The organism is Pseudomonas sp. 8(2025), assembly GCF_052665325.1.
In genome coordinates, this window is record NZ_JBQOIE010000003.1 from 110,342 (window position 1) to 124,415 (window position 14,074).

At 59.0% G+C, this 14,074-nt stretch carries 14 protein-coding genes; 1 reads left to right on the forward strand and 13 read right to left on the reverse strand.

The window, feature by feature from the left end:
- Nucleotide 1: 1 nt before the first annotated feature.
- The 13 genes from lpxA to rpsB all read right to left on the reverse strand — a co-directional run bounded on the left by lpxA (nt 2) and on the right by rpsB (nt 12,878).
- The gene (lpxA, locus tag ACUXVH_RS07380; protein ID WP_011059535.1) at nt 2-778 is read right to left on the reverse strand and encodes an acyl-ACP--UDP-N-acetylglucosamine O-acyltransferase; all 777 of its coding nucleotides are present in this window, start codon (nt 776-778) and stop codon (nt 2-4) included.
- Nucleotides 775-1,215: a 3-hydroxyacyl-ACP dehydratase FabZ gene (gene fabZ / locus ACUXVH_RS07385; RefSeq protein ID WP_007924058.1), complete on the reverse strand. Its 441-nt coding sequence runs from the start codon at nt 1,213-1,215 to the stop codon at nt 775-777. The genes lpxA and fabZ overlap by 4 nt, the downstream gene beginning before the upstream one ends.
- 109 nt (nt 1,216-1,324) lie before the next feature.
- Complete coding sequence (lpxD, locus tag ACUXVH_RS07390) at nt 1,325-2,380, reverse strand: UDP-3-O-(3-hydroxymyristoyl)glucosamine N-acyltransferase (protein ID WP_065364547.1); 1,056 nt, start codon at nt 2,378-2,380, stop codon at nt 1,325-1,327.
- A gap of 3 nt (nt 2,381-2,383) precedes the next feature.
- On the reverse strand, nt 2,384-2,887 hold the full coding sequence (locus ACUXVH_RS07395; RefSeq protein WP_011059533.1) for an OmpH family outer membrane protein: 504 nt from the start codon (nt 2,885-2,887) through the stop codon (nt 2,384-2,386).
- A gap of 45 nt (nt 2,888-2,932) precedes the next feature.
- Entirely contained in the window at nt 2,933-5,323 is a 2,391-nt protein-coding gene (gene bamA, locus ACUXVH_RS07400; RefSeq protein ID WP_011059532.1) for an outer membrane protein assembly factor BamA, read from the reverse strand.
- Between the two features lie 74 nt (nt 5,324-5,397).
- Nucleotides 5,398-6,750 carry a sigma E protease regulator RseP gene (gene rseP, locus ACUXVH_RS07405; RefSeq protein WP_065364548.1) on the reverse strand — a complete coding sequence of 451 codons (1,353 nt, stop codon included), beginning with the start codon at nt 6,748-6,750 and terminating at the stop codon, nt 5,398-5,400.
- A 49-nt stretch (nt 6,751-6,799) separates the two neighbouring features.
- Nucleotides 6,800-7,990, reverse strand: coding sequence for a 1-deoxy-D-xylulose-5-phosphate reductoisomerase (gene ispC, locus ACUXVH_RS07410; protein WP_053149254.1), 1,191 nt, complete (start codon nt 7,988-7,990; stop codon nt 6,800-6,802).
- On the reverse strand, nt 7,987-8,793 hold the full coding sequence (locus tag ACUXVH_RS07415) for a phosphatidate cytidylyltransferase (RefSeq protein ID WP_011059529.1): 807 nt from the start codon (nt 8,791-8,793) through the stop codon (nt 7,987-7,989). Before ACUXVH_RS07415 ends, ispC begins: the two co-directional genes overlap by 4 nt.
- Nucleotides 8,793-9,548, reverse strand: coding sequence for a polyprenyl diphosphate synthase (gene uppS / locus ACUXVH_RS07420; protein WP_011059528.1), 756 nt, complete (start codon nt 9,546-9,548; stop codon nt 8,793-8,795). The genes ACUXVH_RS07415 and uppS overlap by 1 nt, the downstream gene beginning before the upstream one ends.
- Before the next feature lie 15 nt (nt 9,549-9,563).
- Nucleotides 9,564-10,121 (reverse strand): ribosome recycling factor, encoded by a 558-nt coding sequence (gene frr, locus ACUXVH_RS07425; protein ID WP_011059527.1) that lies wholly within the window; start codon nt 10,119-10,121, stop codon nt 9,564-9,566.
- A complete protein-coding gene (gene pyrH, locus ACUXVH_RS07430; protein ID WP_011059526.1) occupies nt 10,118-10,861 on the reverse strand; it encodes a UMP kinase in 744 nt (247 codons plus the stop codon). Before pyrH ends, frr begins: the two co-directional genes overlap by 4 nt.
- A gap of 209 nt (nt 10,862-11,070) precedes the next feature.
- Complete coding sequence (gene tsf / locus ACUXVH_RS07435) at nt 11,071-11,937, reverse strand: translation elongation factor Ts (protein WP_011059525.1); 867 nt, start codon at nt 11,935-11,937, stop codon at nt 11,071-11,073.
- A 203-nt stretch (nt 11,938-12,140) separates the two neighbouring features.
- On the reverse strand, nt 12,141-12,878 hold the full coding sequence (gene rpsB / locus ACUXVH_RS07440; RefSeq protein ID WP_011059524.1) for a 30S ribosomal protein S2: 738 nt from the start codon (nt 12,876-12,878) through the stop codon (nt 12,141-12,143).
- A 407-nt stretch (nt 12,879-13,285) separates the two neighbouring features.
- Between rpsB and map the strand changes: the two genes are divergently transcribed.
- On the forward strand, nt 13,286-14,068 hold the full coding sequence (gene map / locus ACUXVH_RS07445; RefSeq protein WP_011059523.1) for a type I methionyl aminopeptidase: 783 nt from the start codon (nt 13,286-13,288) through the stop codon (nt 14,066-14,068).
- Nucleotides 14,069-14,074 lie beyond the last annotated feature (6 nt).

Here is a 14,074-nt window from a genome sequence, read left to right on the forward strand (position 1 = left end):
ATTAACGGGTGATGCCGCGAGTCGAGGACTGGATCGAGTCGCGAAAGACCGCGACTTCAGGGAACTGTGCAGCCGGCTCGGCCAGCTCGGCCAAGGCCTGATCAACCGTCAGCCCCTGGCGATAGACCGTCTTGTAGGCACGACGCAGCGCGTGGATCGCATCTTCGCTGAAGCCGCGGCGGCGCATGCCTTCGAAGTTCATGCTGCGGGCTTCGGCGGGGTTGCCGAATACGGTGACGAATGCCGGCACGTCCTTGCCGATGGCGGTGCCCATGCCGGAAAAGCTGTGGGCGCCGATATGGCAATACTGATGCACCAGGGTGAAACCGGAGAGAATCGCCCAGTCATCCACATGCACATGGCCGGCCAAGGCGGTGTTGTTGACCAGGATGCAGTGGTTGCCGATAACACTGTCATGGCCGATGTGGGCATAGGCCATGACCAGGTTGTGATCACCCAGAGTGGTTTCGGAACGATCCTGGACGGTGCCACGGTGAATGGTCACGCCTTCGCGGATCACGTTGTGATCACCGATCACCAGGCGGGTTTCCTCGCCCTTGTATTTCAGATCAGGCGTGTCCTCACCTACCGACGAAAACTGGTAGATGCGGTTGTGCTTACCGATCCGGGTAGGGCCCTTGAGAATCACATGCGGCCCGATCACTGTACCCTCGCCGATTTCCACACCAGCGCCGACGATCGACCACGGGCCAACCTCAACGTCGTCGGCCAGGACGGCCGTCGGATCGATGATTGCGCGAGGGTCAATCAAACTCATAGTTTGCGTTCCGCACAGATGATCTCGGCAGAACACACCGGCTTGCCGTCGACCGAAGCCTGGCATTCGAACTTCCAGATCTGGCGCTTGCAACTGATGAACTTGGCTTCAAGGATCAGCTGGTCGCCCGGCAGCACCGGCTGGCGGAAGCGCAGCTTGTCGGAACCGACGAAGTAATAGAGGGTGCCGTCGGCGGGCTTCACGTCGAGCATCTTGAAACCGAGAATGCCCGCAGCCTGAGCCATGGCCTCGATGATCAGCACGCCCGGCATGATCGGGTGCGCAGGGAAGTGACCATTGAAGAACGGTTCATTGATGCTGACATTCTTGTAGGCACGAATGCACTTGCCTTCAACATCCAGGTCCACTACCCGATCCACCAACAGGAAAGGGTAACGGTGAGGCAAGTATTCGCGAATCTCGTTGATGTCCATCATTTCGGGGGGAAGCCTGTAGTAAAGAGTGGGAGCGCGCGACTAACGCACGCTCCTCTAGCAAATCAAGGAGGCAGTCTAGCGGCTGTGCACACTTGATATGGAAATGGTATCAGCCATCAGATGAAGCATTGCCGCCGGGGGTCACGTCCCCAACGCGCTTTTCCAACTGACGCAAGCGCCGTGCAAGGTCATCCAGCTGGCGGATGCGTGCCGCGCTTTTGCGCCACTCGGCAGCAGGCTGCATGGCCGTACCGGAAGAGTAGGCGCCCGGTTCGGTAATCGAGTGGGTCACCATGGTCATCCCGGTGAGGAATACGTTGTCGCAAATATCGATATGCCCAACCAGGCCCACGCCACCGGCGAGCATACAGTGCTTGCCGATCTTGGTACTGCCGGAGATCCCCACACAAGCAGCCATGGCGGTGTGATCACCGACCTGGACGTTGTGGGCGATCTGGATCTGGTTGTCCAGCTTCACGCCATTGCCAATGACGGTATCGGCCAGGGCACCGCGGTCGATCGCCGTGTTGACGCCGATTTCCACATCGTCACCGATGGTCACGCCGCCAATCTGGGCGATTTTCTGCCAGACGCCTTTTTCATTGGCAAAACCAAAGCCTTCACCCCCCAGCACAGCACCTGACTGAATGACCACACGCTTGCCGATACGCACGTCGTGGTACAGGGTCACCCGTGGTGCCAGCCAGCCACCTTCGCCGATTTCGCAGCGGGCGCCGATAAAGCAGTGAGCGCCGATGGTCACACCTGCAGCAATCCGCGCACCGCTCTCGATCACGGCAAAGGGGCCAATGCTGGCCGCAGGATCTACCTGCGCATCAGCGGCAATCACCGCAGAAGGATGAACACCTGCCTGTACCTTTGGCTTGGGATCGAACAAATGGGAAATGCGCGCATAGGCCAGGTAGGGATCGGCCACTATCAGTGCGTCACCGGCATAGGCTTCGGCATCCGCGGCCTTCAACAGCACCGCGCCGGCCTGACAATCCACCAGGTACTTGCGGTACTGGGGATTTGCCAAAAAGCTCAACTGAGCTGGGCCAGCCTCCTGCAAGGTGGCTAGCCCAGTGATTTCCTTCTCCCCGTCGCCACTCAAGGTGGCGCCGAGGAACTCGGCCAACTGGCCGAGCTTTATGGTCGCGGTCATGGCTTACTTCAGCTGATTCATACGCTCGATAACCTGGCGAGTGATGTCGTACTGAGGTTTGACATCAATCACTGCGCCACGCTCGAAGACCAGGTCGAAACCGCCTTTCTTGATGACTTCTTCCACAGCGCTGTCCAGCTTCGGCTTCAGCTGCTTGAGCATTTCGCGGTCGGCAACGGCTTTGGCTTCGTTCAGCTCCTTGGACTGGAACTGGAAGTCACGGGCCTTTTGCTTGAACTCGAGCTCCAGGCGTTCACGCTCGCCCTGCTGCATCTTGTCGCCACCGGCCACCAGACGGTCCTGGATGCCTTTGGCGCTGCTTTCCAGAGTCTTCAGCTTGGTCAACTGAGGGCCGAACTTTTTCTCGGCATCCACGGCGTACTTCTTGGCTGCGTCAGATTCCAGCAGGGCCATCTGATAGTTCAGGACGGCGATTTTCATTTCGGCAAATGCCGGGCTCGCGACCAGAACGGTGGCCAGGAGAACCAATTGAGTCAACTTACGCACGATGCACTCCTACAAAATCCATTGTCGTTATCTTGGATCAGGCTATTAGAAAGTCTGACCGAGAGAGAATTGGAACACCTGAGTTTCAGCGTCATCCGGTTTCTTGATCGGCATCGCCAGGGCGAAGCTCAATGGACCCAGAGCGGTGACCCAAGTCACACCGACACCAACCGAACTGGCCAGATTGCTCAGGCTGATATCGTTGCACTGCGTTTTCACGTTCGACGCCGCAATGGTGTTGGACGTGCTTTCACAGCGAGAGTTGAAGACGTTACCCACATCCCAGAACAAGGAAGTACGCAGCGAGCGCTGATCCTTGACGAAAGGCAACGGGAACAGCAACTCGGCACCACCCTGGATCAATACGTTACCGCCGAATGGCAGTGGATCCTGGTCCGGGTCGGCAGCCGTACCGACGTTACCGGTTACACCAACACCACGACTAGGAGTACTGCGTGGGCCCAGAGTGCTGTCCTTGAAGCCACGTACCGAGTTGAAGCCACCAGCATAGTAGTTCTCGTAGAACGGCAAGCCCTTGGTATCACCAAAGCCGTCGCCATAACCCAGCTCGGTATGGAAGCGCATGGTGTAGTTCTCACTCAACGGCGTGAACAACTGGCCACGGTAGTCGAGCTTGAAGAACGACAGGTCGCTGCCCGGGGTAGTGGTTTCCAGCACCAGGCTTTGCGAGTGACCGCGGGTCGCCAACACGCCTTTGTTCAGGGTCGATTCGGACCAGCCGGCCGAGGCCTTGAAGTTCAGGTAGCTGTCGCCCTGCTTGTTCACGAAGTCGAAGATTTCGTCGACGGTGTACAGGCCGGTCTTGATCTTGTCCTGCTGCGCAGTCAGACCGAAGGTCAGACGCGAAGTCTCGCTGATCGGGTAGCCCACGCTGACGCCGGCACCCAGGCTGTCCACCGCATAGCTGGCCACGTCGACGTCGAGGTCTTTGTAGTCAGTGGTGCGATAGAAGGCGTTGTAGCCCAGGCTCACGCCATCGGCGGTCCAGTAGGGGTCTACGTAGCCGAAGTTGTAGCGGCTCTGGTATTCGCTGCGGGTCAGGCCGATGCTGACCTTGTTACCGGTACCCAGGAAGTTGTTCTGGGTGATCGAACCACCGAGGATCAGGCCCGCGCTCTGAGCAAAACCGACGCTGGCGGTGATCGAACCGGATGCTTGTTCTTCAACCGCGTAGTTCACGTCTACCTGGTCATCCACACCCGGCACGGCCGGGGTCTCGACGTTGACTTCCTTGAAGAAGCCCAGGCGCTCAAGACGGGTCTTGGATTGATCGATCAGGTAGGTCGAAGCCCAGCCGCCTTCCATCTGGCGCATCTCGCGACGCAGCACTTCGTCCTCGGACTTGGTGTTGCCACGGAAGTTGATGCGGTTGACGTAGGCACGCTTGCCCGGGTCCACCACAAAGGTGATGTCCACGGTGTGGTCTTCATCGTGAGGCTGAGGCACGCCGTTGACGTTGGCGAAGGTATAACCCTCGTTGCCCAGGCGGCGAGTGATGAGTTCGGAAGTGGTGGTCATCAGCTTGCGCGAGAACACCTGGCCCTTCTCCACCAGCAGCAGCGCCTTGACCTGGTCTTCAGGGACTTTCAGGTCACCGCTGAGCTTCACGTCACGAACGCTGTACTTCTCGCCTTCGTTGACGTTGACGGTGATGTAGACATGCTTCTTGTCCGGGGTGATGGACACCTGGGTCGAGGCGATATCCATGTTGATATAGCCGCGGTCCAGGTAGTAGGAACGCAGGCGCTCCAGGTCACCGGAGAGTTTTTCACGGGCGTACTTGTCGTCGTTCTTGAAGAACGACAGCCAGTTGGTGGTCTTGAGTTCGAACAGGCCGATCAGGTCTTCATCGGGGAAGACGGTGTTGCCTACCACGTTGATGTGCTGGATGGCTGCGACTGTGCCTTCGTTGATCTTGACCTTCAGGCCAACCCGGTTACGTGGCTGCGGCACGACTTCGGTTTCAACGCTGGCCGAGTAACGACCCTGAGCGACATATTGACGCTGCAGCTCGTTGCGCACGCCTTCGAGGGTCGCGCGCTGGAAGATTTCACCTTCCGCCAGGCCGGACTGCTTGAGCCCTTTCATCAGGTCGTCAGTGGAGATCGCCTTGTTGCCTTCGATCTCGATACTGGCAACCGACGGCCGTTCGACTACCGTGATGACCAGGACGTTGCCATCGCGGCCCAGCTGGATGTCTTGAAAGAAACCGGTTTTGAACAGCGCACGAGTGGATTCCACCAGGCGACGGTCGTCCGCCTGCTCGCCGACGTTCAACGGCAAGGCACCAAAGACGCTACCCGCGGAAACGCGCTGGAGGCCGTTGACGCGGATATCGGAGATAGTGAAGGACTCGGCGTGAACTTCGGCGATCATCAATACGGTGAGAACCGCAGTTAGCAGCAGACGTTTCATGAAGTCCTTTCTTATTCCAACTGGCAATAAACAAACTGCCGCAAAATGCGGCAGATTCGCAATTCAGCGAAGCGTTACAGACGACCCAGATCGTTGACCAGAGCAAGCAACATGACTCCGACCACCAAGCTGATACCGATCTGTATCCCCCAACCTTGCACCCGATCCGACAAGGGACGACCACGCGCCCACTCGATCAGATAAAACAGCAAATGCCCCCCATCCAGCACCGGGATGGGCAACAAATTCAGAACACCCAGGCTAATACTCAGATAAGCAAGGAAATTCAAGAAATCAGCAATGCCCGACTGGGCAGAAGCGCCCGCCACTTTAGCAATGGTTATCGGTCCACTCAAGTTTTTTACCGAGAGCTCGCCGAACAACATTTTCTTCAGCGATTCGAGGGTCAGAACGCTCATGGTCCAGGTCCGTCGGGCCCCTTCACCAATCGCTTCCAAGGGCCCGTAGCTGACCTCGCGAAGCATCTGCGGCGGCCAATCCACCGCTTTCACCCCGGCCCCCAGGTAGCCATTTGGCGCTTTGCTTTCGCCGCGGCTGGCCAAGGTCACGGGGACGTCGATTTGAGCACCATCGCGCTCGACATGCAGCACAATTTTCGTATCAGGGTGCACACGGACCCAATCCACCACTTGCTGCCAGTCATTGAGCGACTGGCCATCAAGGGCCAACAGACGATCGCCGGTCTTCAGGCCAGCGGCCTGGGCCGGGCCCTTGGGGTCAAGTTCAGCCAGCACCGGCGGCAGGGCCGGACGCCACGGACGAATGCCCAGGGAGCGAATCGGATCCGGCTCATCAGCCCCTTTCAACCACTTATCCAATTCCAGCTGGCGAGGCGAATCCACAGTGGCGCCCTGCTCACGCACCAGCACCTGCAGCGCACCGCTTTCACCCAGGCGCCGCACCAGTTGCAGGTTCACGGCCGCCCAGCCGGTAGTCGGCTCGCCGTCGATGGCGACGATTTCCTGGCCGGCACTGAGCCCGGCCTTGGCAGCAATACTGCCAGCCTCTACATCACCGATGACCGGCCGCACCTGCTGGCTGCCCAGCATCGCCAGGGCCCAGAAAAACACCAGTGCGAGGAGGAAGTTGGCAATCGGACCGGCAGCGACAATCGCGATACGCTGGCGAACCGACTTGCGGTTGAAGGACTGATCGAGCTCCTCGGCAGCTACCTCGCCTTCACGCTCATCCAGCATCTTCACATAGCCGCCCAGCGGGATAGCGGCGATGACGAACTCGGTGCCGCGACGATCATGCCAGCGCAGCAAGGGCATGCCAAAGCCCACGGAGAAGCGCAGAACCTTGACGCCACAGCGACGGGCGACCCAGAAGTGACCGAATTCATGGAAGGTGACCAGCACACCCAGGGCTACCAGGGTGCCGACAATCATATAGAGCGCGCTCATCTACTTTCTCCGCAATCCTATTCGCCGCCACTCGCCCCGGTCGCGAATCCTATCGCCCGTTACGCTGCAACCATTGTTGCGCCAGGACTCGAGCCCTGGCGTCTGCCGCAAACACTGCGTCGAGTTCATTGACTGCGACCACAGGCTCACGGGTTAAAACCTCATCGATGATACTCGCGATCTCCGGGTAGCGGATGCGCCGCTCGAGAAACGCCGATACCGCCACCTCATTGGCCGCATTCAGCATGGCCGGAGCGCTGTTACCCGCCTCGGCAGCTTGCCGTGCCAGGCGCAGGCAAGGGAACCGCTGCTCGTCGGGTGCCTGGAAATCCAGGCGAGCAATGGCGAACAGATCCAGCGGCGCTACACCGGAATCAATACGCTCCGGCCAGGCCAGGGCATTGGCGATCGGGGTGCGCATATCCGGATTACCCAACTGCGCCAGGACCGAGCCGTCGACGTAATCCACCAGCGAGTGGATCACGCTTTGCGGGTGCACCACCACTTCGACCTGGGAAGGCCTGGCATCAAATAGCCAGCAGGCCTCGATCAGTTCCAGCCCCTTGTTCATCATGCTTGCCGAGTCCACGGAGATCTTGCGCCCCATGGACCAGTTCGGATGGGCACAGGCCTGTTCGGGGGAAACATGCTCAAGCTCTTCCAGAGGCGTCTGACGGAAAGGACCGCCCGAAGCCGTCAGAAGAATACGTCGCACACCGACCCGACTCAGCCCGCGGGAAAAATCCGCAGGCATGCATTGAAAGATCGCATTGTGTTCACTGTCGATAGGCAACAGCACGGAACCACTCTTGCCCACTGCCTGCATGAACAGCGCGCCAGACATCACCAGCGCTTCCTTGTTGGCCAACAGGATCTTCTTGCCAGCCTCAACCGCCGCCAGAGTCGGGCGCAGCCCCGCCGCACCGACAATAGCCGCCATCACGGCATCGACTTCCGGAGCCGAGGCCACCTCGCACAACCCCTGCTCCCCCACCAGCACCTGGGTAGCCAGGCCGGCGGCGCGCAAATCTTGCTGAAGGCGGCTGGCGGCCGCGGCCTCGGGCACCACCGCAAAACGGGGCTCATGCTTTACGCACAACGCCAGCAACTCGGCCAGACGCGTGAAGCCCGTCAGGGCAAACACCTGATAACGATCCGGATGACGGGCAATCACATCCAGGGTGCTCAGACCGATAGAACCGGTAGCCCCCAGAACCGTGATCTGTTGTACAGCCGTCACAGCGCAGCCATCCACAACAGCACGGCAAACACCGGAATGGCCGCGGTCAGGCTGTCGATGCGGTCCAGCACCCCACCATGACCGGGCAGCAGGTTGCTACTGTCCTTGATACCCGACTGGCGCTTGAACATGCTCTCGGTCAGGTCGCCGACCACCGAAATGAATACAACGATCGCTGCACCCAGCAGCCCCAGGATCATCTGCCCCAGGGTCCAGTCACGCACCAGCCCCACCACCGCGGTGATCACCAGGCTCAACGCCAGGCCGCCGTACACGCCCTCCCAGCTCTTGCCCGGGCTGACCTGGGGCGCCAGCTTGCGCTTGCCGAAGGCCTTGCCGGAGAAGTAGGCACCGATATCCGCGCCCCACACCAGCACCATCACCGCCATGATCAACCAGTTGCCCAGTGGCAGCTGCTTGATGAACACCAGCCCTTGCCAGGCCGGCAGCAGGATCAGCAGGCCGATCAACAACTTGGGTGCGGCACCGGACCATTGCTCGCTGGAACGCGGATAGGTCAGCACCAGGTAGGTCGCCAGCGCCCACCACAGCACCGCAGCCCCCAGCACCCAGGGCGCAACACCCGGAACCAGATGCATCAGGAACAACAGCGCCGCCACCACCACGGCGAAGGCCACCCGAGCCGGCTGCGCCTCGAAGCCCGCCAGGCGCGCCCATTCCCAGGCACCCAGGCTTACTACCAGGCCGATGAACAGGGCGAACCCCGAGCCTTCGAGCAGGAAGAACCCGCACAAGGCGATCGGCAGCAGGATCAGCGCAGTAATGATTCGTTGTTTAAGCATTAAACCCGGGCTCCAGCCTCGACCTGCTCGCTCGTCTTACCGAAGCGTCGCTGGCGAGATGCGTAATCGGCCAATGCGTTACGCATGGCTTCGTGTTTGAAGTCCGGCCAGAACAGGTCGGAGAAATACAGCTCGGCATAGGCCAGCTGCCACAACAGGAAATTGCTGATGCGATGCTCGCCACCGGTCCGGATGCACAGGTCCGGCAGCGGCAGGTCGCCGGTCGCCAGGCAGGTCTGCAGCAGGCCCGGAGTGATGTCCTCAGGCCGCAGATGCCCGGCCTGGACCTCGCGCGCCAGGCGCTGGGCGGCCTGAGCGATATCCCACTGGCCGCCATAGTTGGCGGCGATCTGCAGGATGAAACGATCACTGCCCGCGGTAATGGCTTCCGCTTCGCGCATCGCCGCCTGCAACTCGGGATGGAAGCGTGAACGATCGCCAATGATCCGCAGGCTGATGTTGTTCTCGTTGAGGCGCTTGGCTTCACGACGCAGGGCCTTGAAGAACAGATCCATCAAGGCACTGACTTCGTCAGCCGGCCGCTGCCAGTTTTCACTGGAAAAGGCAAACAGGGTCAGCACCTCGACCTTGGCCTCAGCGCACACTTCGATCACTGCACGTACCGCATCGACACCCGCCTTATGCCCGGCGACACCCGGCATAAAGCGTTTTTTTGCCCAGCGGTTATTACCGTCCATGATGATCGCCACATGGCGCGGCACCGAGGACAACACGGACTGCTTGGTCTTTTCCATGAAAACGCCTGACCCTTATACGGCCATCAAGTCCTTTTCTTTTTCCTCAGTCGCCTTGGCGATCTGAGCTTCAAAGTCCTTGATCAGCTTATCGATTTCGGCGCTGCCACGGCGCTCTTCGTCTTCGCTGATTTCCTTGTCCTTGGTCAGCTTCTTCAACTCACCCAGGGCATCGCGGCGAATATTGCGCACTGCAACCCGCGCATCCTCGGCGGCAGCACGCGCCTGCTTGGTGAAGCCCTTGCGGGTTTCCTCGGTCAGCGGTGCCATCTTGATCAGCAGCAGCTCGCCCAGGTTGGTCGGATTGAGGTTAAGACCGGCACTGCCGATGGCCTTGTCGATGGCTCCGAGCATATTGCGCTCGAACGGCACTACCTGCAGGGTCTGGGAGTCCTTCACGGTAACGTTGGCAACGCCACTCAACGGTGTGTCGGTACCGTAGTAAGGCACCATCACACTGCCCAGGATGCTGGGGTGAGCCTTGCCGGTGCGAATCTGGCCGAATGCATGGGCCAGGGACTCCAGGGATTTCTTCATGCGCTCTTGAGCGTCTTTCTTGATTTCGTTGATCATTGCTCGCCTTCCTCGATCAGGGTTCCTTCAGCGCCACCATGCACGATATTCAGCAGGGCGCCGGGCTTGTTCATGTTAAATACCCGCAGCGGCATCTTGTGGTCGCGGCACAGGCAGATTGCCGTCAGGTCCATCACTCCCAGCTTGCGATCCAGCACTTCATCGTAAGTCAGATGATCGAACTTCTCGGCATGCGGGTCCTTGAACGGGTCTGCAGTGTAAACACCATCGACCTTGGTTGCCTTGAGTACCACGTCGGCATCGATCTCGATAGCGCGCAGGCAGGCTGCGGAGTCGGTGGTGAAGAACGGGTTGCCGGTACCGGCCGCGAAGATCACCACCTCTTTGGAGTTCAGGTGGCGCATCGCCTTGCGACGGTCATAGTGATCGGTCACGCCGACCATGGAAATAGCCGACATCACGATGGCCGAGATATTCGCACGTTCCAGTGCATCACGCATGGCCAGGGCGTTCATCACAGTGGCCAGCATGCCCATGTGGTCGCCCGTGACCCGATCCATCCCGGCCGCGCTCAATGCAGCGCCACGGAACAGGTTGCCACCACCGATCACCAAGCCTACCTGGACGCCGATACCAACCAGCTGGCCGACTTCCAGCGCCATGCGATCCAGCACCTTGGGATCGATCCCGAACTCTTCCGAGCCCATCAGGGCCTCGCCGCTAAGCTTGAGTAGAATGCGTTTATAGCGAGCTTGATAACCACTGCCCTGCTGAGCCATTGCGAATCTCTCCTGCGGCGTATTTAAAAAATTCTTTGCGGGCTGTTTACAGCCTGCGTTCACTCTAGCTTGACGCTGTCACAGCGCCATCAGAACACGACTTTGTAAGGCGGTTCCGAGGATAAACAACTAAATTACCCTGCCCATTTGAAAAGAGGCTGCGCGCGTGAGCGGGCAGCCTCTTCTGGGCGACAGTTGAAAAAACCGTCTTACTGTTGCTTGGCAGCAGCCAGTTGTGCAGCAACTTCTTCGGCGAAGTTGTCTTCTTTCTTCTCGATGCCTTCACCTACCGCGAAACGGGTGAAGGAAACGATTTCAGCGCCGCCTTTCTTGGCCAGAGCACCTACGGTGATTTCTGGATCCTTGACGAAAGCTTGCTCAACCAGGCTGGCTTCGGCCAGGAACTTGCTGATACGGCCAGCGATCATTTTTTCAACGATTTCGGCTGGCTTGCCTTTCATCTTGTCTTCGTTCAGCTGCAGGAACACAGCCTTTTCACGCTCGATCGCTTCAGCCGAAACTTGCGATGGCAGCAGGAACTCAGGGTTGCTGGCCGCTACGTGCATGGCGATGTCTTTGGCCAGTTCAACGGAACCGCCTTTCAGAACAACCGCAACACCGATCTTGTTGCCGTGCAGGTAGGTGCCGACCACGTCGCCTTCAACGCGAGCCAGACGACGGATGTTGACGTTCTCGCCAGTCTTGCCAACCAGGATCAGGCGGGCAGCTTCTTGAGCTTCGATCAGCGGAGCGGCGTCGGTCAGCTTGTCAGCGAAAGCCTTTTCCACGCTAGCGGCAACGAATGCCTTGAAATCGTCCTGCAGAGCCAGGAAGTCGGTCTGCGAGTTGACTTCCAGCAGGACAGCAGCTTTACCGTCGTCCTTGATGGCGATAGCGCCTTCAGCAGCAACGTTGCCTGCTTTCTTGGCAGCCTTGATGGCGCCGGAAGCACGCATGTCATCAATGGCTTTTTCGATGTCGCCGCCGGCCTTGGTCAAGGCCTTTTTGCAGTCCATCATGCCTTCGCCGGTACGCTCGCGCAGTTCTTTGACCAACGCTGCAGTAATCTCTGCCATTTTCAAAATCCTCTTGGATAGGTTTTCAACCATTCCACCCGATCGAACGGGCGCTCAATTCTTGGGCATTGCCCCGAAACCACTTCATAACAGCCCCGCATTACAGAAACTGTCGGGGCGCGACGACGAAATGATTTTCGAGTTGGCAAAAAGGGGGCCAAGCCCCCTTTTTGCGTGCTGAGTCAACGCTACGCGTCAGTTACTCAGGCTTCAGCCGCCGGTGCTGCAGCTTCTTCGAACACTTCGGTGCCGCCAGCAACGTTGTTGCGACCACGGATCACAGCGTCAGCCATCGAACCCATGTACAGCTGGATGGCGCGAATGGCGTCATCGTTGCCTGGGATGATGTAGTCAACGCCTTCCGGGCTGCTGTTGGTATCGACAACGCCGATGACCGGGATGCCCAGCTTGTTGGCTTCGGTGATCGCGATGCGCTCGTGGTCAACGTCGATCACGAACAGTGCGTCAGGCAGGCCGCCCATGTCCTTGATACCACCCAGGGAACGATCCAGCTTTTCCAGATCGCGAGTGCGCATCAGCGCCTCTTTCTTGGTCAGCTTGGCGAAGGTACCGTCTTCTGCTTGCACTTCAAGGTCACGCAGACGCTTGATGGAAGCACGGATGGTTTTGTAGTTGGTCAGCATGCCGCCCAACCAGCGGTGATCGACGTACGGCGAACCGCAACGTGCTGCTTCTTCAGCAACGATCTTGCCAGCGGAACGCTTGGTGCCGACGAACAGAATCTTGTTTTTGCCCTGGGCCAGACGCTCTACGAAAGTCAGAGCTTCGTTGAACATTGGCAGGGTTTTTTCAAGGTTGATGATGTGGATCTTGTTGCGCGCGCCGAAAATGTACTTGCCCATTTTCGGATTCCAGTAACGGGTTTGGTGACCGAAGTGCACACCGGCCTTCAGCATATCGCGCATGTTGACTTGGGACATGATAGTTCCTTAATAAGTCGGGTTAGGCCTCCACGTATCCCAATGACCAACCAACAGCTTGTGCTGAGGGCACCCAGGTCATCGTGTCGACACGTGTGTGGGTTTGAGCTTTTCGGGGCATCCCCGGAAAGCGGCGCATTTTATACCACAGCAAGGGCAAAAACGGAACCCGGATTCACACTCGGCGATCCGCAGGCATTTTGCCCGCCTCTTGGAATCGGTCCAGAATGCACCATTGTATAGAGAGAAGCGCCAGCAGAACCTCAGATTTGCGCTGAGCCTCTGTTAGAATCGCACCTTTGCGGCTTTTGAAAACCTTGCTGGCCCATCGTAGGCCAAGCCTTGCGCATGCGGGTTTTCGAGCCATTTCCGTGTTTATCGCGCCCCTGGGCGTCAAGAGAGCCTGTATGACCGTCACCCTCAAAACTCCCGAGGACATCGCCAAAATGCGTGTCGCCGGCAAACTGGCCGCCGACGTGCTGGAAATGATTGCCGAGCATGTCAAACCCGGTGTCACCACCGAAGAACTGGACCGCATCTGCCATGACTACATCGTCAATGTGCAGGGTGCGATCCCTGCCCCGCTGAACTACAAGGGCTTCCCCAAATCCATCTGCACCTCGATCAACCACGTGGTGTGCCACGGCATTCCCAACGAGAAGCCGCTGAAGGATGGCGACACCCTGAACATCGATGTGACCGTCATCAAGGACGGCTACCACGGCGACACCAGCCGCATGTTCCACGTCGGCACCGTGCCGGTCTGGGCCGAGCGCCTGTCGCAGATCACCCAGGAATGCATGTACAAGGCCATTGAACTGGTGAAACCGGGCTGCCGACTGGGCGACATCGGCGAAGTGATCCAGAAGCACGCGGAAAAGAACGGTTTCTCGGTGGTTCGCGAGTTCTGCGGCCACGGCATCGGCAAGGTGTTCCACGAAGAGCCGCAGATCCTGCACTACGGCCGTGCCGGTACTGGCATGGAACTCAAGGCCGGCATGACCTTCACCATCGAGCCGATGATCAACCAGGGCAAGGCCGACACCAAGGTCCTGGGCGACGGCTGGACCGCCATCACCAAGGACCGCAAGCTCTCCGCGCAGTGGGAACACACCCTGCTGGTGACCGAGACCGGCTACGAGATCTTCACCCTGCGCAGCGATGACACCATCGCCCGGGTATCTGCCTGATCCACA

Coding starts and splice junctions, on each gene's coding strand:
- lpxA (WP_011059535.1), bottom strand. CDS start 778: ATGAGTTTGATTGACCCTCGCGCAATCATCGATCCGACGGCCGTCCTG.
- fabZ (WP_007924058.1), bottom strand. CDS start 1,215: ATGATGGACATCAACGAGATTCGCGAATACTTGCCTCACCGTTACCCT.
- lpxD (WP_065364547.1), bottom strand. CDS start 2,380: ATGACCGCGACCATAAAGCTCGGCCAGTTGGCCGAGTTCCTCGGCGCC.
- bamA (WP_011059532.1), bottom strand. CDS start 5,323: ATGAAACGTCTGCTGCTAACTGCGGTTCTCACCGTATTGATGATCGCC.
- rseP (WP_065364548.1), bottom strand. CDS start 6,750: ATGAGCGCGCTCTATATGATTGTCGGCACCCTGGTAGCCCTGGGTGTG.
- ACUXVH_RS07415 (WP_011059529.1), bottom strand. CDS start 8,793: ATGCTTAAACAACGAATCATTACTGCGCTGATCCTGCTGCCGATCGCC.
- uppS (WP_011059528.1), bottom strand. CDS start 9,548: ATGGAAAAGACCAAGCAGTCCGTGTTGTCCTCGGTGCCGCGCCATGTG.
- frr (WP_011059527.1), bottom strand. CDS start 10,121: ATGATCAACGAAATCAAGAAAGACGCTCAAGAGCGCATGAAGAAATCC.
- pyrH (WP_011059526.1), bottom strand. CDS start 10,861: ATGGCTCAGCAGGGCAGTGGTTATCAAGCTCGCTATAAACGCATTCTA.
- tsf (WP_011059525.1), bottom strand. CDS start 11,937: ATGGCAGAGATTACTGCAGCGTTGGTCAAAGAACTGCGCGAGCGTACC.
- rpsB (WP_011059524.1), bottom strand. CDS start 12,878: ATGTCCCAAGTCAACATGCGCGATATGCTGAAGGCCGGTGTGCACTTC.
- map (WP_011059523.1), top strand. CDS start 13,286: ATGACCGTCACCCTCAAAACTCCCGAGGACATCGCCAAAATGCGTGTC.